Origin of the sequence: Winogradskyella sp. J14-2, assembly GCF_001971725.1 — a bacterium.
Taxonomy (GTDB): Bacteria; Bacteroidota; Bacteroidia; order Flavobacteriales; family Flavobacteriaceae; genus Winogradskyella.
The window spans coordinates 2,993,951-3,016,655 of record NZ_CP019388.1 but is presented as its reverse complement, the minus strand read 5'-3'; the positions used below and the strand labels follow the sequence as shown (position 1 = coordinate 3,016,655).

Annotated in this window: 24 protein-coding genes and 1 tRNA gene; 15 read left to right on the top strand and 10 right to left on the bottom strand. The window is 34.2% G+C overall.

Annotated features, from left to right (window positions below):
• Positions 1-10: 10 nt before the first annotated feature.
• Complete coding sequence (locus BWZ20_RS13585; RefSeq protein ID WP_157358415.1) at positions 11-511, bottom strand: hypothetical protein; 501 nt, start codon at positions 509-511, stop codon at positions 11-13.
• Between the two features lie 186 nt (positions 512-697).
• Between BWZ20_RS13585 and BWZ20_RS13580 the strand changes: the two genes are divergently transcribed.
• Positions 698-1,114 (top strand): DUF2141 domain-containing protein, encoded by a 417-nt coding sequence (locus BWZ20_RS13580; RefSeq protein WP_076620727.1) that lies wholly within the window; start codon positions 698-700, stop codon positions 1,112-1,114.
• A gap of 240 nt (positions 1,115-1,354) precedes the next feature.
• On the top strand, positions 1,355-2,293 hold the full coding sequence (locus BWZ20_RS13575; protein WP_076620726.1) for a LysR substrate-binding domain-containing protein: 939 nt from the start codon (positions 1,355-1,357) through the stop codon (positions 2,291-2,293).
• A 27-nt stretch (positions 2,294-2,320) separates the two neighbouring features.
• On the opposite strand, the gene BWZ20_RS13570 is transcribed toward BWZ20_RS13575, so the two are convergent.
• From BWZ20_RS13570 to BWZ20_RS13560, 3 genes are all read right to left on the bottom strand, one after another.
• Positions 2,321-2,518, bottom strand: a complete 198-nt coding sequence (locus BWZ20_RS13570; protein WP_076620725.1) for a hypothetical protein — start codon at positions 2,516-2,518, stop codon at positions 2,321-2,323.
• Between the two features lie 221 nt (positions 2,519-2,739).
• Positions 2,740-3,567 (bottom strand): TIGR00266 family protein, encoded by an 828-nt coding sequence (locus tag BWZ20_RS13565; protein WP_076620724.1) that lies wholly within the window; start codon positions 3,565-3,567, stop codon positions 2,740-2,742.
• A gap of 126 nt (positions 3,568-3,693) precedes the next feature.
• Positions 3,694-4,149: a DUF4442 domain-containing protein gene (locus BWZ20_RS13560; RefSeq protein WP_076620723.1), complete on the bottom strand. Its 456-nt coding sequence runs from the start codon at positions 4,147-4,149 to the stop codon at positions 3,694-3,696.
• Between the two features lie 147 nt (positions 4,150-4,296).
• Between BWZ20_RS13560 and BWZ20_RS13555 the strand changes: the two genes are divergently transcribed.
• The 5 genes from BWZ20_RS13555 to BWZ20_RS13535 all read left to right on the top strand — a co-directional run bounded on the left by BWZ20_RS13555 (position 4,297) and on the right by BWZ20_RS13535 (position 8,718).
• On the top strand, positions 4,297-4,743 hold the full coding sequence (locus BWZ20_RS13555) for a DUF4870 domain-containing protein (protein WP_076620722.1): 447 nt from the start codon (positions 4,297-4,299) through the stop codon (positions 4,741-4,743).
• 108 nt (positions 4,744-4,851) lie between these two features.
• Positions 4,852-5,193: a PadR family transcriptional regulator gene (locus tag BWZ20_RS13550; protein WP_076620721.1), complete on the top strand. Its 342-nt coding sequence runs from the start codon at positions 4,852-4,854 to the stop codon at positions 5,191-5,193.
• Positions 5,190-6,968, top strand: a complete 1,779-nt coding sequence (locus BWZ20_RS13545; protein WP_076620720.1) for a PspC domain-containing protein — start codon at positions 5,190-5,192, stop codon at positions 6,966-6,968. The genes BWZ20_RS13550 and BWZ20_RS13545 overlap by 4 nt, the downstream gene beginning before the upstream one ends.
• Positions 6,969-7,053: 85 nt before the next feature.
• Positions 7,054-7,581, top strand: coding sequence for a nuclear transport factor 2 family protein (locus tag BWZ20_RS13540; protein WP_076620719.1), 528 nt, complete (start codon positions 7,054-7,056; stop codon positions 7,579-7,581).
• Positions 7,582-7,887: 306 nt separating this feature from the next.
• Complete coding sequence (locus BWZ20_RS13535) at positions 7,888-8,718, top strand: GIN domain-containing protein (RefSeq protein WP_232217115.1); 831 nt, start codon at positions 7,888-7,890, stop codon at positions 8,716-8,718.
• Positions 8,719-8,724: 6 nt separating this feature from the next.
• On the opposite strand, the gene BWZ20_RS13530 is transcribed toward BWZ20_RS13535, so the two are convergent.
• The 4 genes from BWZ20_RS13530 to trxB all read right to left on the bottom strand — a co-directional run bounded on the left by BWZ20_RS13530 (position 8,725) and on the right by trxB (position 12,494).
• Complete coding sequence (locus tag BWZ20_RS13530; RefSeq protein ID WP_076620718.1) at positions 8,725-9,327, bottom strand: YceI family protein; 603 nt, start codon at positions 9,325-9,327, stop codon at positions 8,725-8,727.
• A gap of 55 nt (positions 9,328-9,382) precedes the next feature.
• Positions 9,383-10,705: a hypothetical protein gene (locus BWZ20_RS13525; RefSeq protein WP_076620716.1), complete on the bottom strand. Its 1,323-nt coding sequence runs from the start codon at positions 10,703-10,705 to the stop codon at positions 9,383-9,385.
• A 29-nt stretch (positions 10,706-10,734) separates the two neighbouring features.
• Positions 10,735-11,322, bottom strand: a complete 588-nt coding sequence (locus BWZ20_RS13520; RefSeq protein WP_076620714.1) for a YceI family protein — start codon at positions 11,320-11,322, stop codon at positions 10,735-10,737.
• Between the two features lie 188 nt (positions 11,323-11,510).
• On the bottom strand, positions 11,511-12,494 hold the full coding sequence (trxB, locus tag BWZ20_RS13515) for a thioredoxin-disulfide reductase (RefSeq protein WP_076620712.1): 984 nt from the start codon (positions 12,492-12,494) through the stop codon (positions 11,511-11,513).
• 158 nt (positions 12,495-12,652) lie between these two features.
• Here trxB and BWZ20_RS13510 point away from each other — a divergent pair, with 158 nt between their 5' ends.
• Both BWZ20_RS13510 and BWZ20_RS15420 read left to right on the top strand, forming a co-directional pair.
• The gene (locus BWZ20_RS13510) at positions 12,653-13,132 is read left to right on the top strand and encodes a hypothetical protein (protein ID WP_083677228.1); all 480 of its coding nucleotides are present in this window, start codon (positions 12,653-12,655) and stop codon (positions 13,130-13,132) included.
• Positions 13,133-13,291: 159 nt separating this feature from the next.
• Positions 13,292-13,435: a hypothetical protein gene (locus BWZ20_RS15420; protein ID WP_198034953.1), complete on the top strand. Its 144-nt coding sequence runs from the start codon at positions 13,292-13,294 to the stop codon at positions 13,433-13,435.
• A gap of 58 nt (positions 13,436-13,493) precedes the next feature.
• On the opposite strand, the gene BWZ20_RS13505 is transcribed toward BWZ20_RS15420, so the two are convergent.
• A tRNA-Pro gene (locus BWZ20_RS13505) sits at positions 13,494-13,568 on the bottom strand.
• 103 nt (positions 13,569-13,671) lie between these two features.
• Between BWZ20_RS13505 and BWZ20_RS13500 the strand changes: the two genes are divergently transcribed.
• The 6 genes from BWZ20_RS13500 to scpA are packed head-to-tail and all read left to right on the top strand — an operon-like array spanning position 13,672 to position 19,736.
• The gene (locus BWZ20_RS13500; protein ID WP_076620711.1) at positions 13,672-14,775 is read left to right on the top strand and encodes a PQQ-dependent sugar dehydrogenase; all 1,104 of its coding nucleotides are present in this window, start codon (positions 13,672-13,674) and stop codon (positions 14,773-14,775) included.
• Entirely contained in the window at positions 14,772-15,224 is a 453-nt protein-coding gene (locus BWZ20_RS13495; RefSeq protein WP_076620710.1) for a c-type cytochrome, read from the top strand. The genes BWZ20_RS13500 and BWZ20_RS13495 overlap by 4 nt, the downstream gene beginning before the upstream one ends.
• 49 nt (positions 15,225-15,273) lie before the next feature.
• Positions 15,274-15,879: a uridine kinase gene (gene udk, locus BWZ20_RS13490; protein WP_076620709.1), complete on the top strand. Its 606-nt coding sequence runs from the start codon at positions 15,274-15,276 to the stop codon at positions 15,877-15,879.
• Positions 15,879-16,205 (top strand): FtsB family cell division protein, encoded by a 327-nt coding sequence (locus tag BWZ20_RS13485; protein WP_076620708.1) that lies wholly within the window; start codon positions 15,879-15,881, stop codon positions 16,203-16,205. The genes udk and BWZ20_RS13485 overlap by 1 nt, the downstream gene beginning before the upstream one ends.
• Entirely contained in the window at positions 16,198-17,568 is a 1,371-nt protein-coding gene (locus BWZ20_RS13480) for a methylmalonyl-CoA mutase subunit beta (RefSeq protein ID WP_076620707.1), read from the top strand. Before BWZ20_RS13485 ends, BWZ20_RS13480 begins: the two co-directional genes overlap by 8 nt.
• 50 nt (positions 17,569-17,618) lie before the next feature.
• The gene (scpA, locus tag BWZ20_RS13475; protein WP_076620706.1) at positions 17,619-19,736 is read left to right on the top strand and encodes a methylmalonyl-CoA mutase; all 2,118 of its coding nucleotides are present in this window, start codon (positions 17,619-17,621) and stop codon (positions 19,734-19,736) included.
• Between the two features lie 67 nt (positions 19,737-19,803).
• On the opposite strand, the gene BWZ20_RS13470 is transcribed toward scpA, so the two are convergent.
• Complete coding sequence (locus tag BWZ20_RS13470; protein WP_076620705.1) at positions 19,804-22,563, bottom strand: M16 family metallopeptidase; 2,760 nt, start codon at positions 22,561-22,563, stop codon at positions 19,804-19,806.
• Positions 22,564-22,705 lie beyond the last annotated feature (142 nt).

Here is a 22,705-nt window from a genome sequence, read left to right as displayed (position 1 = left end):
ATTATTGTGATTACTCATAGTATATAGTCACTTCCATTTTACCTCCAATAGCTACAAGCGCTTGTTGCAAATTAGCTAAGCTTCCGCTTCCTGGATAGCAGCCCGTATTATTAGGATTTACCGAATAATTGCAGCCATTACCAACAGCTTTAACATAAAAGTTGTCGCCTATTCTTCCATCATTATATCCTGGCACTAACGGAGATAAAGCAACCTCACTAGGAACTGGGTCAAAAGCATTCCAACTTACTTCAAAATGTAGATTAGGCGCACTGCTGTCATAAAAACGTAGTTCATAACGGACAGCATCAGGATCAAACGGAAAAATACCCAACAAATAATTGGCATGAGCTGGTTCACTAGCAGTGACATCATATGTAATCTGAGTGAGAGGATCTAATATAAAGGTGTAAGGCGGCTGTGGCTCAAAATCCGTATTATCGTCATCACTAGAACAACTTACAGACAATACCATAAGACAATAAAAGAAAAATTTAAAATTGGTTTTCATAATCATAATTTTATAGTGTTTAAGTATACATCGAGACGGTTTTAATTTGTCATCATAAATTTAAAACAACAGGTATTTACAACTCATCCAATCAAAACTACAATTCGGTTATAAAGATTATTCCCAATCAGAAGTTTTATGGATATTTGAATCAACAAAATAAATAACCATTAAAATATCTGTATCATGAAAAATTTAATCTTAACATTCGCTTTTGCTTTAATAACACTATTTAGCTTTTCTCAAGACGAAGGCATCACAATCACAGTAACTATAGATAATGTTACAAGCAACGAGGGCAAAGTCCTCATGTCTTTACATACGTCCGAAACTTTTATGAAAGGTAAAGGCATTAAGGACGCTGATAGTACAATTGAAGACGGAAAAGTGACTATGACATTTAAAAACGTTTTACCTGGTGAATATGCCATCTTAGCACTACACGATGTTAACGATAACAAACGAATGGATTTTGAAGAAAACGGAATGCCTAAAGAGTCTTTTGGAATGTCTAACAACGTAATGCTTATGGGACCACCACAATATGACGACGCCAAGTTTACCGTTGCCGACAAAGACTTAGAACTAAACATTAGATTTTAGATTAATCTTTTAGCATCAATCAAAAACAACACATTAAAATAATCAAACAGAAAAGACTGCTAGTGTGGCAGTCTTTTTTTAATTTCAAAGCAAATTTTTCGCTGTCCTACACAGTCGTAATTTATTAAATTACAGCACATTGTGTGTTTATAAAAGGTCGTGCACCAAAATTAAATTGAGCGCAAAACAATATAGCTTTTATAAATAGTTTTTATATTTTTATAGCTCAATTAAATAGTTATGACAATTACCCAACTTAAATATGCTTTAGCTATTGCTGAGCACAAAAATTTTACAAAAGCGGCTGAGAAATGCTTTGTAACACAGCCTACGCTGAGTACTCAGATTCAGAAACTTGAAGACGAATTAGACGTCGTTATTTTTGATAGAGGTAAAAAACCTATCGAACTAACCGAAGTTGGTAGAAAAATAGTGTTTCAGGCCAGAAATATTGTTAATGAAGCAGAGCGTATTCAAGATATTGTAGATCAGCAAAAAGGCTTTATTGGTGGCGAATTTAGACTTGGTATTATACCAACCATAATGCCTACACTTTTACCAATGTTTCTTAAAAATTTCATTAAGAAATATCCTAAGGTAAAATTAAAAATAGAAGAACTTACCACTGAAGAAATCCTTACGCGTATTAACGATGGCCACTTAGATGCTGCTATTGCTGCAACACCTTTAGAAAGCGACAATATAAAAGAGCGTGTTTTATATTACGAGCCTTTTGTAGCTTACATACCAGACAATCACAGATTAAGCGATAAAAAAACTGTAGAAGTATCGGATTTAGATATTGAAGACATGCTATTACTAGAAGATGGCCACTGCTTTAGAGAAGGAGTTATAAATTTATGTAAAACATTTAAAGATCAAATAGATGATAACTTTCAGTTAGAAAGCGGTAGTATAGAAACGCTCATAAAATTATCTAACGAAGGTATGGGAATGACGCTATTGCCTTATTTGCATACCTTAGATTTAAAAGAAAAATTAAGTCCCAATCTAAGACATTTTGCAAAACCCTCACCAGCAAGAGAAGTTAGTATTATTTATCACAAAAGCGAGCTAAAAATGCAGATCATTGATGCCATGCATAGTGTGATCTCAGGAATTATACGTGGAGCGATTGCCTTTAGTGATGTAGAAATTGTAAGTCCTTTGTCTAAATAAAAAAAGCGACTCGTAAGTCGCTTTTTTTTATGCTTTTAAATAAATTAAACATTGATTTAATTCTGGGTTTTGATTGATTAGGGACTGAATAAATATTCGCAATTCTTCTAGTTCGTGAGGCAGTAAACGTCTTACTGCTTTTTCCACTTCCTTACAGAATAATGTCGCATCAAAACTAACCTTTTTAAGTACAGTTTTTGTGTACTCAAACATTGCTCTCGCCATGGGTAATTTTAAGTTTTAGGTTCAACAAAAAGAGTAATTTTCTCTATAGGCTATTGTTTCAATTCAATTTCTAAGATAGAAAAAAATCATATTTGCCGAAACAATATTCCCAAAGTTTAACAGCTTATTATGTTAAAAGTTGAAATTACTCGTTGAACGTTTAATTTGTTAAAAGGGAATTCTTACGCTGTAAAGTTTTGATTTTATGAGAATTAAAGTTTTTAAAACCTATTATCACCATCCAATAAATCACCTAATCCACCAAGGATGCTTCCTTCGCCTCTGCTTTTACCACCTGCTTTTGGTGCTGATGCTATAACTCTATCTGCTAATCTACTAAAGGGTAATGATTGTATGTATACTTTTCCTGGTCCTGTTAATTTAGCAAAGAATAAACCTTCACCTCCAAAAATTGAATTCTTTATACCACCTACAAACTCAATATCGTAATCGACATCTTGTGTAAAGCCAACAATGCAGCCTGTATCTACGCGTAAAGTTTCACCTGGTTGTAAAGTCTTTTCTGCCATAGTACCACCAGCATGCACAAATGCCAAACCATCTCCTTCAAGCTTTTGCATTATAAAACCTTCACCTCCAAATAAACCTCTACCAAGCTTTTTAGAAAACTCAATACCAACACTTACACCTTTAGCGGCACATAGAAAAGCATCTTTTTGGCAAATAAACTTCCCTCGATATTGTGTTAAGTCTATAGGTATAATTTTTCCTGGATATGGTGATGCAAATGACACATTGCGCTTTCCTGTAAGGTTGTTATAAAAAGCAGTCATAAACAAGCTTTCGCCTGTAAGGATGCGTTTTCCTGCACCTAGTATTTTACCCAAAAATCCTTTATCTTTTTGTGAGCCGTCACCAAAAATGGTATCCATTTTAATACCATCGTCCATCATCATAAAACTTCCTGACTCTGCAATAACCGCTTCCTGTGGATCGAGTTCTATTTCTACATATTGCATTTCTTCGCCATAGATGCGATAATCTATTTCGTGTGCATTTCTATCTGTAAAATCTGGTAATTGTTCCATATTATATTTTCGTTTTAAGGTTGATGTATCTATAAGTTGATTTGTAAAAAGATTTGTTACAATTATTATGTCAAAATAAAATTACTAAACACTTTATACTATTTACTGTCTACTTTAAAGTAAAATCTAAGATTTTACTTTAAGCGTCCATTCAAAATTAAAAGAAGACACCTCTACTCCATCCTTATTGACTCCATTGGCACATAGCCAAACTGTTTGTCCTTCTCCGGTTTCAATAGCTTTACGCATCGCTTCGTCTATTTTATGACCTTCCTTGCATGTAAAAATTATTCTTCCTGTTGCTTTTTTTGTAAACGTCGCGTTATTATTGGCCACTAACATGGATATTTTTTTACCACTTTCTTTAATTTTTTTCATTACCAAAGCACCAGTTGTTAACTCTGCTGCCATACCTTGTACTGCCCAAAACATAGAGTTAAAAGGATTTTGATTTATCCAACGATGCTTTACAGTAACGACACAAGTTGTATCATCTAAAGAGGTTGTTCTTACACCAGTAAAATACGCTGCAGGTAGCTTAAACATTAAGAACGTATTAAGCTTAGAAGGCGATATGTTCATTTAAAATAATTTTGATTTCGCACTAAAATAACTCAAATAATTCAACACAACTAATGTTAAAAAAGTGTTAATTTTAAGTACTATGCGTAACATAATACCTTCTTTTAGACATATATTTGTATAAGAAACTATTATATATTTTTAAAAATGGTAGACAATCATCATAAAAATTTAGCAACATTTATACATCTTTCAACCTTTTCTAGATTTATAATTCCGTTTGGTAATTTTATCGGTCCAATAGTATTATGGGCTGCTAATAAAGATAAATCTGAGTTTGTAGATCAGCATGGAAAGCAAGCCATTAATTTTCAGATTAGTGTATTACTCTACGCTATAATTATAGGTACTATCAGTGTTCCGTTTTTCATCTTTAAACTTTTTAGAGGGTTGGATGTTATAGATTTTCATGGTTTTCATGATTTTCATATTAATGTTGGAGAACCTTCTCCACTACTCTATATAGGTGGAGGACTTGGAGCTTTGGCTGTTATTGGATTTATAATAGAATTAGCACTTATTGTTAAAGCAAGCCTATCTGCCAGAGATGGAGAAGTTTATAAATATCCGTTAACAATCAATTTTTTAAAATAAAATCATTTGCCCTGAGCTTGCCTGCATTGAGCGTAGTCGAAGTGTCGAAGGGTCATCAATAATCAATCAAAAAATGAACAGTTTAATCACATTTAAGACCTTATTACTATGAAGATCGAAAATACAAAAGCACAAATGCGTAAGGGTGTTCTGGAGTATTGCATCTTATCCATCTTAAAAGATGAAGATGCCTATGTTGCAGAGATTCTGGCAACACTAAAAGACGCAAAAATGCTTGTTGTAGAAGGAACCATATATCCACTATTAACAAGATTAAAAAATGCTGGATTGCTCAACTACCGTTGGGAAGAATCCACATCTGGACCACCAAGAAAATATTATGGTCTTACAGAAACAGGCAAGTTGTTTCTAAACGAATTAAACACGACTTGGAGTGAATTACAAAATGCAGTAAACCTAGTAACCAGTACAAAAACAACAAAAAAATGAATAAAACAGTCAATATAAATTTAGCAGGTATATTCTTCCATATAGACGAAGATGCATATCTTAAGTTATCGCGCTATCTTGAGGCTATAAAACGTTCATTTACAGACTCTCAAGGTCGTTCAGAAATTATAGCAGATATTGAAGCGCGTATTGCTGAGCTTTTCTCTGAGCGCATACAAAACGAAAAACAAGTTGTAGGTATTAAGCTTGTAGATGAAGTTATAACTATAATGGGACAACCAGAAGATTACTTGGTTGATGATGAAATCTTTGAAGACGAACCTCAACAAAAAAAATCTTACAGCTCAGGCCCTATCAAAAAACTATTTAGAGATACAGATAACTCATACATTGGTGGTGTTGCTGCAGGTTTAGGACACTATTTTGGGATAGAATCTATTTGGATGCGACTCATATGGTTATTATTGGCCATAGGCTCAGGTGGTACATTCATTTTCATCTATCTTATCTTTTGGGCATTAGTACCAGAGGCCAGAACCACAGCAGAAAAACTAATGATGACTGGCGACCCTGTGAATATCAGTAACATTGAAAAAAAAATTAAAGACAGCATTGATTCGGTCTCAGAAACCGTAAAAAACGTTGATTTTAAAAAAAAAGGTGAAAAATTTAAGGAAGGACTTGATGATCTTACCGACAATATTTCTGAAACTGTAAAAAGTGTAGATTTTCAGAAGCAAGGCAATCGGTTAAAATCGAGTTCCCAAACCTTTTTTGATTCTATAGGAAGTATTATAATGTTCTTTCTGAAGATTATAGCAAAGTTTATAGGTATTATTTTAATCATAACAGGTATTAGTGCCCTAATAACATCTATAGTACTATTATTTACAGTTGGTCTTACAGATGCTATTAATTTACCAGGCGTAGACCTACTATATGTTGCCAATGCTGCAAATATCCCATTATGGTTAATGTCAATGTTATTGTTTTTTGCTGTTGGAATACCGTTTTTCTTTATCTTCTATTTAGGCTTAAAGATTCTGGTAAACAACTTAAAATCAATTGGAAATGTTGCTAAGTTTACCTTACTTGGTGTGTGGTTAATAGCAATTGTAGGTATCATTATTTCTGGTATTAAACAAGCCACTGAACACGCCTTTGAGGCCAAGGTTACAGCAAAAGAAGAACTGAATATTAAGTTTGGCGACACTATTAGGTTAAACAATTCAGAATTTGACCAAAATAGCAGTTATCGTTATCATCATAACAATGATTTTAATATCGTTGAAGACGATGAAGGTCGCAGCTTGGTTTCATCTAATGTGAGATATATTGTAAAATCAACCACAGATTCGGTGGCATCTATAATTATTGAAAAAGAAGCCACAGGAAGTGACTACAATAGAGCCAAAAAACGTGCAGAAAATATTAATTATGGCTACAGGTTAAATGGAAATACTCTTGTTTTAGATAACTACTTAAAAACCGATATTGAGAATAAGTTCAGCGAACAAGAAGTTAGGGTTATTCTTTATTTACCAGATGGCACAATTCTTTACACTGATAAGTACTTTTCTAGGTCTTGGCGATATAACTACTCTAAATATGGCAATAATATTCTAAGAAATATTGAATTTGGCAAGTACTACAAAATCACAAAAGATAATGCAGAATGTTTAGACTGTATTAAAGATGAGGACATTGAAGACAATGTAACCTCAGAAGAAGAATTATCGTCTAAGCAAGATAAGCCTGAAGTTAGCCTAAAAATAGACGAAGACGGTGTTGATCTAGAGGTCAATGACAATTGATACCAAGAAAACGACAGTTTGGTAATAATAAGTTTAAATCAATTAAAATAAAACAGACTTTTGCGCTGTAATCATCAATCAAAAAATGAACCAATCAAAACTAAACCAATCAATCAAATCACTTTTGCTATGCAGTATTGGACTATTAATGTCTGGTATTGCATTAGCGCAAGTGAACTCAAATTCTGAACTTTTTAAAACATTAAAGGCTAAAGACAGTATTCTTTTTAAAATAGGTTTCAACAAATGTGACCTCGAAAAAAGCGCAGAATTAATGTATGACGATTTAGAGTTTTATCACGATAAAGGTGGTGTAACACATTCTAAAGAAGCGTTTATATCAACCATGAAAAACGGAATTTGCAGAGACGATAATCCTGAAAAAGTATACCGATTTCTTGTAGAAGAAAGCTTAGAAGTTTTTCCTATGTATAACAACGGTAAACTCTATGGCGCTCTACAAAACGGAAAACACTTTTTCTCTACAGACGAGAACATGTCTTTTGAAAATACTGACAATTATGCCTTGTTTTCACATTTATGGATTCTAGAAAATGAAGCGTGGAAATTAAAACGTGTTATAAGTTATAACCATACATCTGTAGAAAAATAGTAGTGTTAACTTTTAAAAAACATCAATCAAAAACATCTAAATATCATGATTACATTAGTAAAAATAGTAGTAATAAGCATTTTAAACATCATATTATTATATTAAAAACCAAATTAAATGTGGTTGCACCAAAAGTAAAAATACCACATCTCCCTTAACACAACAACAACCTATAAAACAGACAATTACAAACCGTTTAAAATTCTTTATAGAGTTTGGGGCGGTTTTTGCATATCTTTGTTAAACAGCGTAAAAGTGACATAATTAATGAATGGTGTCATATACATAGCTAAACAAAGATTATAGATGAAAAAAGTTTTACTTATTCTGGCTTTAATAATAGCGTCGAGCCCTATTAGTAATGCACAAGAAAAAATTAAAGGTGATAGAAATGTAACCATCAAACAAACCTATGTTGACGACTTTAATACAATCGTGGTTAATAGCGATTTTTCTATAGAAATTGTATACAATAGTAAACCATCGGTAAATATAGAAACAGATGACAACCTACATGATGTTATTCAGTTTGAAGTTGTAGATGGTGTTTTATCTTTTACCCAAACAATGCGAATTACCTCCAAAAAGCGACTAAATATTACTGTAAATTATGGTGATGCGCTTCAAAATATTGAAATTAGAGGTGATGGAGAAATACGATCACTAACCTCAATGGAGCTTGGCGATGTAAGCTTAATAACGAGTGACGATTCGAGGGCTTATCTCAACATAAATGCCAATAACTTTACCTACAAAAGTTCAGGAAAATCTAAAACACGTTTAAACCTTACAGCAGACTCAACAAAAATTGAGTTAAGTGACAACAGCAAACTAGACGCCCTAATTAATAGTAAAATAGCGGATTTTGATTTGTATCAACGATCTGATGCTGTTATCGAAGGTGCTGCGAATAGTTCTGTAATTAGACTAGACAATTCTACTAATTTTAACAGCCCAAAGTTTGATGTCAAAACCGTAGATACCACATTAGAAGGTAATAGCGATTTAACAATAAGCACAATAGATAATATTACTATTGCAGCATCTGGTGATACAGAAGTATATCTTTATGGCAATCCTAATATTACGATTACTAAGTTTGAAGATACAGCGAAACTTCAAAAAAAGCAGCGATAATTTTGTTTATTCTATCTTAAAATTTAACGAGAACTCTATTTCAATAACTGGAGATACTTTAATAACACCCAACATTTTTTTTGGTGGCTCAAGGTTGTAATCATCAATATTTAGTGTTAAAAGTCCATCAGTATCAATACCATTATTAGATTTTGAAGCAGAGATAGGTACTTTATACGCATTATTAATATCGCAAATAGCAACTTCTATCGTTGCCATTATACAATCCTCATAATTTTTTGGTTTCATTACTTTTTTTAATGCTAGTCGTATTTCCGGAAAATCATCGACCTTAAGCAGTTTCTTAAAATCTTTATTTATCATTTTCCCTCCACAATCAAAATGTTTGGCAGGTATCACCAATTGAGCATCTCTAAAATTTAAGTAATCTTTAGACTCCTTATAAGTAACTAAAACAGGTTTTGATAAAGCACTTACATCTAAAGCACACTCAAACTTATTAACGTTAGAGGTTCCTTTAATCTTGAGCGAACTTCCTTCACAAAAAGATACGGTAGATGTTTTTGGAAATGAGCTTATGTCATGTATCCACGAAAAAAGAAAGGACGTGAAGACGAAAGACCCTAAGAGTAAATGTGAAATTTTCATAACTACAGAAGAAAGGCCTTCCTAAAAGAAGGCCTTAATATATTACCTTATATTTCTAGAAGCTAATTACAGCCTCAAACATTAAGCCATTAAATTTACCTTCAAAGAGAACGTTATCTGATGGATAGCCATCATAACTTTGATTAACATATTCAAGTTTTGCTAGAACATTTTTAGTTAAGAAATAACCCGCTGACAATTGAAATCTATCTACATCTACATCACCAAATGATTGTTCTGAACTTACTGTATTATAACGACCACCAATATAGAAGTCTTCGGATGATCCAAAACGATAGATGACTTCACCAGCTAACTGTGTTGTACTACGGTTATCAGATTCTGAAGCAGCTCTACCATTAACAAGTTCTAGAGTACCAAAGAATTCTAAGCCACCATACTTTACGAATGGGTTGAACATAACAGCAGTAATTCTATTTCTAAAACCAGGATCAAAACGTCCTGTTCTAAATGAATTAGTAGCTGTAGTATTTTGTAGAGACTGTGTTCTAAAATCAAAATATTGTTCTGGTGATAAAACAGAATAATATCTAGAACCTGCTCTATCTGCTGTATAAAGATAGTTGTTTGCAACATACCCTGTAGTGTATAAAGACCCTGTTAATCTGAATCTGAAATCTTCGGTTAATTGTTTGTCATACCCTAATTTTGCAAGAAATGCTGCTCCACCAGTTTTACCATTAGCACCTTGTAGAACATTTTGGTTTAACTTACCATTAGAGAATCCAATCATACCGATAAATCCATTTCTTTGATAATAAACTTCAGCTCCAACTTCCGTTGTAAAAGCATCCATAATCAAGTTACCAACAAATGGGTTGTAAATAGCCTGCGCATTATCACTTCTTCTAAAATGTGCATCACCATAGTTATTTTCCATATGCCCTATTTTAACGGTAGTATATTTCATAAGGTTACTCAATAAACCTTCACTAATGAAATCTAGGTTGTCTATTTGAAAATAACCACCTTTTACATAAGGTTCTGGGTGGTGACGAGAAGATAGATAGGTTCTTAAGTGCATTCTTAAACCTTTAGCTAAGGCTACATCTAAGTCTAAGTTGGCTGTAGCTAAGTTAAAGTTATAACCTATTTCTTGTAATGTATTCGTTGTTGTTAGATCGGCCTGTGCTACACCATTTTCATGGTCTATGGCTTGAAATTGCAATGTAGATTGTCCACCTACTCTTACTTTTACACTTTCAAAAGTTGAAACACTGTCTTTTGGTGCTTCAAAAACATTTATGCCACGTTGGTCTGGTTGCCTGTAGTTGTCTAGATTTCTATTTTGAGCATTTAAGTTTATAAAACCTAAGATGGCCATAATAAATACCGAGGTTTTGAGTGTAGTTTTCATATCTTTTGTTTTAGTTATTGGGTTAAGATTTAGTTTCTTTTAAATGTCGCTTCATAAGTAATGGTAATGGCATCACCTGTTTTTATTGTCCCTAAAAGCGCGGTTGGTGGCTCAATACCAAAATCAGTCATTTTTATTTCATTTTTTCCAGACAACAATACCATATCATCTTTTATCTCTATCTTTAATGTCATCGTAATATCTTTGGTATTACCAACAATAGTCAATTGTCCTTTACCCTTAACTTCGTAGGTATAATCACCAAGACTTTTTATTTCTGTTGCCTTTTTTAGTTTAAAGGTTATATTCTTATAATCATCGGTTTCTAAGGCTTTGTAAGTATTCTTATCCATCCTGGATTTTCCACTTTTTAAACTTTCACTTTCTACGGTGAGATTCAGCGCTTTCACGCTAATTGTTTCGGACTGATGAAGAACTATGTTTCCTGCTTGTTTTTCTACATTTATATGCCAATCGTGCAAAGAAGAAGTTCCTTCTATTTTCATAAAGGAAGTATCATTGTCTAATTTATAATCTTGAGAGTACGTTACTGCAGAGATAACAAATACCATTGTATAGAGCAGTGATTTTTTGGGAAAGTGTTTAAGTAATTGCATCGTGTTAAAAATTAATTCGATACAAAGGTTGAGATTTCAAGTTTTAAATTTTATGATATTTATCACATTTGCTGTTTATTGTTGAAGTATTGTTTTTTTCAATGGAATATTCTAAGAATTCCATAAAAAAATCCCGAATCGTGCGATTCGGGATTTAAACATTGTATAAGTTTAAAGTAATCTATATCCTAATTATAAGTGGATGTTGCAACTTCAAAATCAGCTTCTTTAGCTGCTAGATAACGTTCAGCATCCAAAGCCGCCATACAACCTGTACCAGCAGCTGTTATAGCTTGCCTGTAAACATGGTCTGCTGCATCACCACTTACAAACACTCCTTCAACATTAGTTTTGCTTGTTCCTGGTTGTGCATTGATAATATAACCTGTATCATCTAGGTCTATCTGACCTTTAAAAATATCTGTATTAGGTTTATGTCCAATAGCTACGAAAAACCCTGTTGCTGGTATATCGTGCTTTTCGTTAGTTTGGTTGTTAAAAACCCTTACTCCTGTAACAACTTGTCCATCTCCTAATACTTCGTCAGTTTCGGTGTTGTATAAAATTTCAATATTTTCAGTTTTCTTTACACGCTCTGCCATAATCTTAGAAGCTCTAAACTCATCACGACGCACTAGCATGGTTACTTTTTTACAAAGTTTAGATAAATAATGGGCTTCTTCACAAGCAGAATCTCCGGCACCAACGATTACAACTTCTTGATTTCTATAAAAGAAACCATCACAAACTGCACAAGCCGATACTCCACCTCCTAACTGTAAATATTTTTGCTCAGAAGGCAACCCTAAATATTTTGCTGAAGCACCAGTTGATATTATCACAGTCTTTGCATGAATTTCCTTTTCATCATTAATCCATACTTTATGAATATCACCAGAAAAATCTACTTTAGTCACCCATCCATGACGCACATCTGTACCAAAACGTTCAGCTTGTTTTTGTAATTGTATCATCATTTCTGGTCCTGTGATTCCATCAGGATATCCAGGAAAATTTTCAACATCATTTGTAGTTGTTAACTGACCGCCAGGCTGTTCACCTTGGTATAAAACTGGTTCCATATTTGCTCTGGACGCATAAATTGCTGCCGTATAACCAGCAGGTCCAGACCCTATTATTAAGCATTTTAGTTTTTCGATTGTATCAGACATATGTTGTATTTTATCACAAAGCAAAAGTAGGATTTTTGTATAAAATCTTTGCCATAAGTTATTAACACTAACTATAGCGTCATAAAGTTTTCAAATTGCTTTAATTTCTCAGATTAATTTACTAATTTTTAAGAATCTAATAGCTAAATCAACCTGTCATGAAAACAAAAATTCTATTTCTAAGCATGCTGTTGTTGCTTGTACTATCGTGCAAAAACGAAACAAATAGTACCGAGAAAACAATTAAAAATGCCAATACAGAAAATGATCAACCTACAGACCTAAAAGGCACATGGGAGCTCACAGGTTTTTATAATTATAAAGATAATGTTGTTGTAGACTCTTTTGAGATGGATCCAGAGTTTAGACAAATAAAAATGTACACCGACACTAAGGTGATGTGGTGCAAGCATAGAGCGGCTGACTCATCTGAATGGTTTGGATTTGGTACTTATAAATATGATGGTGACAGGTTAACGGAGGTGCTAGATTTTGGATCTAAGGTTATGGATGAAGTTATTGATGAAAAAAAAGAATTTATCTTTGAGCTTGAGCTTTCGCTAAATAAATTTCAGCAGATTGAGCTAGATGAGTACGGCAATAGAATTTATTCAGAAAATTACGTAAGAGTCGAATAAACTTACACAAGTGTTAAATCTGCCTTTTTGTATATTCTTTAACAAAATCTTATTAAAAACGAACCATTTAAAGCTTAAAAGCATAAAGGTTTAACCTTTTTTAACTTGCGAAAATTCCTTAAAACCTATATCTTTTAATGAACCCATAAAATATTAGAAATGAAGTTTATAAAAGAAGAGGATGAAGAAAGAAAAGACTATCTTTTCCAAAAAGATAAAAAAACAATTATTAGTGCAAGATTAATTGGTATTGTGCTCATTGTTTTAATTGGTATAGTTATTATTTCAGGAACTATTTTATAATTGATAACCTTTTAATACAAGAAAAAGCTCAGCAGTTGCTGAGCTTTTTCTATAAAAGTCGGGGTGGCAGGATTCGAACCTGCGACCTCCGCGTCCCAAACGCGGCGCGATAACCGGGCTACGCTACACCCCGAGTATTGGCTATCAATTTTAGGACTGCAAATATAGCCTTTATTCTTTATTATCCAACAACATTTTTCTAACTTTAAAAATTGATATTACATATCTTTTGAATTATGAAATTAAGATTTCCAATAATAGGTTTAATTCTAATAAGCATACTCACCTGCGCACAAGATAAAAACCCAACCAATACCAAGAACACTCACGAAGTTGTTGTTTCTGATTTAAACATCCCTTGGGGTTTTACGTTTTTACCTGATGGATCTATGCTTATTACTGAAAAGGCTGGACAATTAATTCATTTTAAAGACGGAAAGAAAACTGAAATTTCTGGGTTACCTGAAATTTATGTACGAGGACAAGGAGGTTTAATGGATGTGACGCTTCACCCTGATTATAATAATAATAATAGCCTAGTTTATTTTTCTTATGCTTCTTCTAATGGTGAAGGTGATGGTGGCAATACAACAATAGCATCTGCAAGATTCAACAATCAAACACTTACCGATTGGAAAGTACTATACAAGGCTGAACCTAATTCTAGAAGAGGGCAGCATTTTGGCTCAAGACTTCAGTTTGATAAGGATGGTTATCTATATTTCTCTATTGGTGACAGAGGAAACCGAGACGAAAATCCACAAGACATAACTAGAGACTGTGGTAAAATTTATCGTATTAATGCTGACGGTAGTATCCCAAATAGCAATCCATTTTACGAGGATTCTAATGCTAAAAAAGCCATCTATTCATTTGGACACAGAAACCCACAAGGTATGACCATACATCCCAAAACAGGCGAAATATGGACACACGAGCACGGCCCAAAAGGCGGTGACGAAATAAATATTGTAAAAGCCGGGAAAAACTACGGTTGGGCAGTAATTAGTTATGGCGTCAATTACAGTGGCACAAAATTTACAGACATTACCGAGAAAGAAGGCATGGAACAACCACTTCACTATTGGGATCCTTCAATAGCACCAAGCGGCATGGCTTTTATTAATAGCGACAAATATGGTGATTGGAACGAGAATTTACTGGTAGGTTCATTAAAATTTCAGTATTTAGACATGTGTACTTTAAAAGATGGTAAAGTCATTAAAGAAGAACGTTTATTAGATGGTATAGGGAGAGTTAGATCTGTAGAACAAGGACCAGACGGTTATATTTATGTTGGAGTAGAAAATTTAGGAATTGTAAAGTTATTGAGAAAATGATAAAATATTTACCAAGGTTGATTTTAGCACTGTTGGTTACTTCTTGTAATTCTGATAACAAGAAAAAAAATCATGCAGATTATTCAATAAACAAAGAAAACATAACCTTAGACCCACAAATAAAAGACAGTTATGAGCGCGGCAAATTAGTTTATAACGATTTGTGCATAACTTGCCATATGAGTAACGGTGAAGGTGCACCTAAAGCTTTTCCGCCATTGGCACAATCAGACTATCTAAAAGAAAACCAAGAAGCAAGTATAAAAGGGATAAAAAAAGGTATGTCTGGTAAAATTGTTGTAAATGGTATTACCTACAACAGCGTAATGGCACCTTTAGGCTTAAGCAATGAAGAAGTTGCGGACGTTATGAATTACATAAACAATAGCTGGGGAAATAATTATGGTAAAATCATTACCGCAGAAGATGTGACAAAAGTCATTAAATAGTAGCCTTATTTAGCTAACTTTGCATAACTAACTAAATCTAAAATCTACAATGCTTATAATCGGAATTGGTGGAGGAACAGGATGTGGAAAAACCACGGTTGTTAATACAATTCTAAAAGAACTCCCAGAAGGTGAAGTAGGCGTCATTTCGCAAGATTCTTATTATAAAGACACATCGCATTTAAGTTTCGAAGAACGTGTAAAAATCAATTTTGATCATCCGCGTTCCATTGATTTTGAACTACTAGAAAAACACCTTAAAGAGCTTAAACAAGGTAAATCCGTAAACCAACCTGTATACTCATTCGTTAAGCACAATCGAACAGGAGATATTATTGTGACACAGCCAAGAAAGGTAATGATTGTTGAAGGAATCCTAATTCTGTCTCATCCTGAAATAAGAGAATTGTTTGACATTAAAATATTTGTACATGCAGACTCTGACGAACGATTAATACGTCGTTTAAAAAGAGATATAACAGAGCGTGGACGCGATATTGATGAAGTGTTAAATCGATATCAGAACACTTTAAAACCAATGCATCAGCAGTTTATTGAACCCATGAAAGAGTATGCAGATATTATAATACCAAACAACAAATACAACACAGTTGCTGTAGATATCGTTAAAACGATTATAAACGAAAGACTATAATGAAATTTCTAAATAGTAAATATCTAAAACCATTTAAAAACATTTACATACTCGTATTAATGGTATTTATTGTTTGGATGTTGTTTATAGATGCGCACTCATGGTTTTTTCACCATGAGTTAAATTCCGAAATTGAAGAACTAGAGTATCAAAAAGAGCACTATAAAAACGAAATTGCAAAAGACAATAAAGCTATTAAAGAACTAAGTACCGAAGAAGGAATTGAACGCGCTGCACGCGAAAATTACTATATGAAAAAAGATAATGAAGACATTTTCATTATAGAGTACCAAGACAGTATAGCTAAACAAGATAACGATGAGTAAATCCTTATTTAAAGATTTTGAAGCTGTTTCCTCAAAAGCCTGGAAACAAAAAATACAAGTAGACCTTAAAGGCGCAGATTATAACGACACCTTAATTTGGCATACCAATGAAGGCATAGACGTTAAACCGTTTTACCATTCTGATGAATTTGAAAATTTACCAGAAACCTCAGCGAGTAAAGCCACGCAATGGAAAATCTCACAAGTTATTGAGGTAGAAGATGCTAAAGAAGCTAATATAAAAGCTACAGATGCTATTTCCAGAGGCGCTGAACATATAACATTTGTTATTAAAAATGAAGCGCTTAATCTTGAAGAACTTCTTAATCAAATAGATTTGGAAGAAACAAGCATACGTTTTAAAATGCCGTGTCTTTCTTCAAAATTTATAGAACAAAATGCCGCTGTATCATCTACTGGCTTAAGATTACATTTTGATACGGACATAATCGGTCATTTGGCGAAAACAGGTAATTGGTATAAAAACTTAAAAGACGATCACAAAAAATTTGATGCTATTGTAAAATCATCTTATCAATTTTCAATAGATGCAAGTCTTTACCAAAATGCTGGTGCTAACATTGTACAGCAATTGGCTTATAGTTTAGCACACGCCAATGAATATCTCAATCATTTAAATAATCTATCAGATGAAATAAAAGCATCAATAGAAGTAACCTTTAACACAGCCGTTGGCTCAAATTACTTCTTTGAGATTGCCAAACTAAGAGCACTTAGACAATTATGGGCTACACTTGCTACAGAATATGGTTTTAACACCAACTGCAAAATTATTACAACACCAAGCAAACGCAACAAAACCATTTACGATTACAATGTAAACATGCTTCGCACCACTACAGAGTGTATGAGTGCTGTATTAGGTGGCGCTAATGTTGTTGCCAATTTACCATACGATAGTTTGTATCACCATCCAAATGAATTCGGTGATCGCATAGGGCGTAACCAACTTTTAGTACTTAAAAATGAAAGTTATTTCGATAAGGTTAATAATCCTGCTGATGGCGCTTACTACATTGAAAGTTTAACCGAACAATTAGCAGAAAAAGCTTTAGCTCTTTTTAAAGATATTGAAGCTAACGGAGGATTCTTAAGTCAATTAAAAGAAGGCACAATCCAACGAAAAATAAAAGAAAGTGCTGACAAAGAGCAAGCCGATTTTGATGCAGAAAAACTAATCCTTTTAGGAACAAATAAGCATCCAAATCCTGCTGATAAAATGAAAAATGATTTAGAAGTAAGTCCTTTTTTAAAGATTGAAAAACGAAAAACTCTCATCGAACCAATAATTGAAAAAAGATTGTCTGAAACCTTAGAATTAAAACGATTAAAAGCTGAGTAAGAATTGAAAGATTAAGATTTCAAACGATACTCAAATAAAATCAACTTAAGATGACTCGCAAAAACCTTCAACATATAAAGCTAAAAACCGAGAGCCAAGAGCCAAAAGCCAAAGGCCATTTCACAACAGCTGAAGACATTAAAGTTAAATCTAACTATTCAAAAGAAGATCTAAAAGATTTGGAGCATTTAGATTTCGTAGCAGGTATTGCTCCTAACCTTCGTGGCCCATACTCTACCATGTATGTACGTAGACCTTGGACCATCAGACAGTATGCAGGTTTTTCTACCGCAGAAGAAAGTAACGCCTTCTACAGAAGAAATTTGGCTGCAGGACAAAAAGGACTTTCAGTAGCGTTTGATTTAGCTACGCATAGAGGTTACGACTCAGACCACGAGCGAGTTGTTGGTGACGTTGGTAAAGCTGGTGTTGCCATAGATTCGGTTGAAGACATGAAAATTCTCTTCGATCAAATTCCGTTAGATAAAATGTCGGTTTCTATGACCATGAATGGTGCTGTGCTGCCAATTATGGCATTCTATATCGTTGCTGCAGAAGAGCAAGGTGTAAAACCAGAACAACTGGCAGGAACCATTCAAAATGATATTCTAAAAGAGTTTATGGTGCGTAACACATACATTTATCCACCTACTCCATCGATGAAAATCATTTCAGATATTTTTGAATACACTAGTCAGAATATGCCGCGTTTTAACAGCATCAGTATTTCTGGTTACCACATGCAAGAAGCTGGAGCAACCTGCGATATTGAGTTAGCGTATACTTTAGCAGATGGTTTAGAATACATAAGAAAAGGCTTAGGTGCAGGTATGGATATCGACACGTTTGCTCCGCGTTTATCCTTTTTTTGGGCAATTGGCATGAATCACTTTATGGAGATTGCCAAAATGCGTGCTGCACGTATGCTTTGGGCAAAACTTGTAAAGCAATTCAACCCTAAGAACCCAAAGTCTTTGGCTTTAAGAACGCATAGTCAAACGTCTGGTTGGAGTTTAACTGAGCAAGATCCTTTTAACAATGTTGCGAGAACTTGTATAGAAGCTGCTGCTGCTGCTTTTGGAGGCACACAAAGTTTGCACACCAACGCACTAGATGAAGCAATTGCTTTACCAACAGATTTTTCGGCACGTATTGCACGTAATACACAAATATACCTTCAAGAAGAGACACATATTACCAAAACTGTAGACCCTTGGGCTGGTAGTTTTTATGTTGAAAGTTTAACCAACGAGATTGCAGAAAAAGCCTGGAAACTTATTGAAGAAGTTGAAGAATTAGGCGGAATGACAAAAGCCATCGAAGCCGGAATTCCAAAATTACGTATTGAAGAAGCTGCTGCACGTAAGCAAGCACGTATCGACTCTGGACAAGATATTATTGTTGGTGTGAATAAATACCAACTGAAAGAAGAAGATCCGCTTCATATTTTAGAAGTAGACAACCAAACGGTTAGAAACCAACAGATAGAGCGCCTTAATCATATAAAAAGCACCAGAGATACCAAAGCAGTTACAGATGCTTTAGCAAAATTAACAGCTGCTGCAAAATCTGGTGAAGAAAATTTATTAGCTTTAGCAGTAGATGCAGCAAGAAAGCGCGCCACTTTAGGTGAAATTAGTGACGCTCTTGAAGCTGAATTTGGACGTTACAAAGCACAAATAAAATCATTTAGCGGAGTGTATAGCAAAGAAATAAAAGACGACGAAAGCTTTAAAAAAGCCAGAGAACTAGCAGATCAATTTGCAGAACAAGATGGTCGTAGACCACGAATAATGATTGCAAAAATGGGACAAGATGGTCATGACAGAGGTGCCAAAGTTGTAGCTACTGGTTATGCCGATGTGGGTTTTGATGTGGATATTGGCCCTTTATTTCAAACACCAAAAGAAGCTGCTAAGCAAGCTGTAGAAAATGATGTACACATTTTAGGTGTATCTTCATTGGCTGCTGGACATAAAACTCTTGTACCACAAGTTATTGCGGAACTTAAAAATTATGGCCGAGAAGATATTATGGTCATTGTAGGTGGTGTTATCCCAAAACAAGATTACCAATATTTATTCGATGCTGGTGCAGTTGCAGTCTTCGGACCAGGTACCAAAATTAGTGATGCAGCGATTCAGATTTTGGAAATTTTGATTGATTAATTTTCAATTTTAATAATAAAAAAAGCCCTTTATGCAAAGGGCTTTTAATATTTATAATTGATACTTATTAATCATCTACTTTATCATCTTTCTTAATTTCATATTCTTTAAAATCACCTCCATTTACAACAGTCCAGTCTTTCATGTCTTTAAAATAGGTTTTAATCGCCTTATTAACATCTTCAACGGTTAGACTTTTTACCTTTTCCTCAACGTTTTTCTGAAACATCATATCTCTTTCATAGTACAAGTTGTTATTAATTGTACTTGCTAATTCATTATCTTTTGCTCTAGAGACACTTTGCGCTTGTACCCAACCTGCAACCGCATCGTCGAGCTCTTGTTGCGTAATTCCGTCTTTAATAAAGCGCGCTATTTCTTCTTCAAATCCTTTTTGAACTTTAGCTTCGTTCTCTGGCGCATAAATCGCATAAATGTACATTCCAGAATTTTTATCATCTTTATCGCTATCTACATTAACTCCACCTCCTGCACCATAGCTTACACCATCTTGCTGACGTAATCTCGTTGCTATACGAGAGTTTAAAAAACCACCACCAAACACAGAGCCAGCTACTTGTAAAGCTGCATAATCGTCATCATACTGGCTACATTCAAAGTTTAAGAACCCCAACGTGAAGGCATTCTTTTTGTCTGGAGTTTTTATTTGTTCGTTTGCTGGATTATTGGCTCTGTAAGGATCTTTAATTTCAGAATACGGCAAATCTGATTTAAAATCAGCGTACGCAGTTTCAAAATATCCTTTTAGAGCTTCTTCATCAATATTACCAATAGCTACTAATGTCGCGTTGTTCGAAATTCCGTAGAAATCATCATAATACGCTTGCATTGCTTCAACCGTCACGTCATTGATCGCTGCTAGTTCTTCTTCCATAGACATGTTGTACAACGGATGTCCTTTAGGATACGTCTGATTAATTTCACCCAAACGCTTTTGCACCAAATATTGTGGTTCGGTTTTGTTACGTTCAATGTTAGCGATATCCTGAGTCTTAAGTTTATCTAATTCCTCTTGACTAAATGATGGCGATTTTAACATCTCAGTCATTAAATCTAGAGTTTCCATTAAATGTTCTTTAGTGGAAGTGACGTAAGCATAAGTTCTGCCATTGCTACCACTGAAATACACGCTAGATTTAAGTTCACTTAACTTATCTTCAATATCTTGTCTAGATTTTGTTTTTGTGCCTTTATTGAGCATTCTTGCTGTATAATTTGCAACGCTTCCTTTGTTCATTAAATCATTAACACTACCATTTCTAAAGGTAAAATTGACATTAACAGTTTCACCTCTATTATCCTTTTTAATAAAGCCGTATTCAATACCAGTTTTTCCAATGGTACCCGTTTCTAAGCGGTCTTGAATGTTTGCGTAAGACACATCAAAAGCCTCACCGACACTCATGGCCTCCTTACCTTTATAACTAGACACCAATTCCTCCAGACCTTCTGTGTGAGGAATTTCGATACGCATTGGTTGTTTTGTTGGCACAAAATTGCCGACTGTTCTATTTGTTTTTATAAAATAATTATTTAACACTTCGTTGACTTGCTCTAGCGTTGCAGCCTCTACACGATCTCTATGAATAAACATTAACCTCCAGTCTCCTGCACCAATAAATTCACTTGTATAAGTTCCTAAAAATGAAGAGTTACGCATCATTTGGTCCATTTGCTTACCTAAGTTGGCTTTAGCACGCTTTAATTCTTCCTCTGTAATTGGATTTTCGCGTAGTCCATCAAAAATCTCTAATAATGTAGACTCAGCCTCAGCTAAAGACTTATCAGAAGGCACATCAACATTAAAGTACATAAAACCAGGTTCCTTGGTAAATGGCGAAAAACTCCATATTGAAGATGCCTTATTACTCTCTACCAACGCTTTGTACAAACGTCCAGAAGGTTGATCGGTTAGAATATTTTCTACAAGCGCTAATGGTGCATAATCTACATGCGAACCTGCTGGTGTGTGATACAGTGCAGATACCAACTGCAAATCTCCCACTCTACTTAATTCTACGCGCTTTTCACCATCTTGCGGAGGTTCTATAGTTGGAACGTCTCTTAAAGGAATATCAGGATTTTTTATTCCGCCAAACTTCTTTTCAATTAAAGCAAGCGTTTTATCCTTATCAAATTTACCTGTTACCATTAACACAGCATTATCTGGTCGGTAATACTTTTTATAGAATGCTTTTAGGTTTTCAATTGGTACACGCTCAATATCAGACTTATTGCCAATAGTAGATTGTCCGTAATTGTGCCATAAAAAAGCAGAACTAATTACTTTTTGCATTAAGACACTAGTTGGTGAGTTTTCACCAGATTCAAACTCATTTCTAACAACCGAAAACTCGGAGTCTAAATCTTTTTTGGCGATGTAAGAGTTTACCATACGATCAGCCTCCAGATCTAAAGCCCAGTCTAAATTGTCTTCTGTGGCATTAAATGTTTCAAAATAATTGGTACGATCATACCAGGTGGTACCATTGGGTCTTGCACCACGAGCAGTTAATTCCTTTGGAATATCAGGATGATTAGGTGTGCCTTTAAATACTAAATGCTCTAATAAATGAGCCATACCTTTTTCCCCATAACCTTCGTGTCTCGACCCTACTTTATAGGTAATATTAACTGTAATAGTTTGTGAAGAATTATCTGGAAACAATAAGACTTTAAGTCCATTATCCAATTTGTACTCAGTAATACCTTCTACTGAGGCTGTCTGCCTAGGCTGTGCTTCTACAACAATAGAAAAGAGTAAAGCAATAGCCAGCACTAATGTAGTGCGAAAATTAGTTTTCATGTTTTTGATTAATTTATTGGTTGAGCTAAAGTTAAATATTAAGATTCTAAAACTTTGTTAAAAAACTGACAATTAAGCTACATCAGAATTTAGCGCGGCTAAAACTGACTTAATTTATAACGTAAAACCGTTTAAAAATATT

Bases quoted from the DNA above. Each gene is read 5' to 3' on its own strand.
- BWZ20_RS13520 (WP_076620714.1), bottom strand. From the start codon at position 11,322: ATGCAATTACTTAAACACTTTCCCAAAAAATCACTGCTCTATACAATG.
- BWZ20_RS13510 (WP_083677228.1), top strand. From the start codon at position 12,653: ATGAAAACAAAAATTCTATTTCTAAGCATGCTGTTGTTGCTTGTACTA.
- BWZ20_RS13495 (WP_076620710.1), top strand. From the start codon at position 14,772: ATGATAAAATATTTACCAAGGTTGATTTTAGCACTGTTGGTTACTTCT.
- BWZ20_RS13565 (WP_076620724.1), bottom strand. From the start codon at position 3,567: ATGGAACAATTACCAGATTTTACAGATAGAAATGCACACGAAATAGAT.
- BWZ20_RS13570 (WP_076620725.1), bottom strand. From the start codon at position 2,518: ATGGCGAGAGCAATGTTTGAGTACACAAAAACTGTACTTAAAAAGGTT.
- BWZ20_RS13500 (WP_076620711.1), top strand. From the start codon at position 13,672: ATGAAATTAAGATTTCCAATAATAGGTTTAATTCTAATAAGCATACTC.
- udk (WP_076620709.1), top strand. From the start codon at position 15,274: ATGCTTATAATCGGAATTGGTGGAGGAACAGGATGTGGAAAAACCACG.
- BWZ20_RS13545 (WP_076620720.1), top strand. From the start codon at position 5,190: ATGAATAAAACAGTCAATATAAATTTAGCAGGTATATTCTTCCATATA.
- BWZ20_RS13585 (WP_157358415.1), bottom strand. From the start codon at position 511: ATGAAAACCAATTTTAAATTTTTCTTTTATTGTCTTATGGTATTGTCT.
- BWZ20_RS13555 (WP_076620722.1), top strand. From the start codon at position 4,297: ATGGTAGACAATCATCATAAAAATTTAGCAACATTTATACATCTTTCA.
- BWZ20_RS13575 (WP_076620726.1), top strand. From the start codon at position 1,355: ATGACAATTACCCAACTTAAATATGCTTTAGCTATTGCTGAGCACAAA.
- BWZ20_RS13560 (WP_076620723.1), bottom strand. From the start codon at position 4,149: ATGAACATATCGCCTTCTAAGCTTAATACGTTCTTAATGTTTAAGCTA.
- BWZ20_RS13525 (WP_076620716.1), bottom strand. From the start codon at position 10,705: ATGAAAACTACACTCAAAACCTCGGTATTTATTATGGCCATCTTAGGT.
- BWZ20_RS13480 (WP_076620707.1), top strand. From the start codon at position 16,198: ATGAGTAAATCCTTATTTAAAGATTTTGAAGCTGTTTCCTCAAAAGCC.
- BWZ20_RS13470 (WP_076620705.1), bottom strand. From the start codon at position 22,563: ATGAAAACTAATTTTCGCACTACATTAGTGCTGGCTATTGCTTTACTC.
- BWZ20_RS15420 (WP_198034953.1), top strand. From the start codon at position 13,292: ATGAAGTTTATAAAAGAAGAGGATGAAGAAAGAAAAGACTATCTTTTC.
- BWZ20_RS13540 (WP_076620719.1), top strand. From the start codon at position 7,054: ATGAACCAATCAAAACTAAACCAATCAATCAAATCACTTTTGCTATGC.
- BWZ20_RS13550 (WP_076620721.1), top strand. From the start codon at position 4,852: ATGAAGATCGAAAATACAAAAGCACAAATGCGTAAGGGTGTTCTGGAG.
- scpA (WP_076620706.1), top strand. From the start codon at position 17,619: ATGACTCGCAAAAACCTTCAACATATAAAGCTAAAAACCGAGAGCCAA.
- trxB (WP_076620712.1), bottom strand. From the start codon at position 12,494: ATGTCTGATACAATCGAAAAACTAAAATGCTTAATAATAGGGTCTGGA.
- BWZ20_RS13580 (WP_076620727.1), top strand. From the start codon at position 698: ATGAAAAATTTAATCTTAACATTCGCTTTTGCTTTAATAACACTATTT.
- BWZ20_RS13530 (WP_076620718.1), bottom strand. From the start codon at position 9,327: ATGAAAATTTCACATTTACTCTTAGGGTCTTTCGTCTTCACGTCCTTT.
- BWZ20_RS13485 (WP_076620708.1), top strand. From the start codon at position 15,879: ATGAAATTTCTAAATAGTAAATATCTAAAACCATTTAAAAACATTTAC.
- BWZ20_RS13535 (WP_232217115.1), top strand. From the start codon at position 7,888: ATGAAAAAAGTTTTACTTATTCTGGCTTTAATAATAGCGTCGAGCCCT.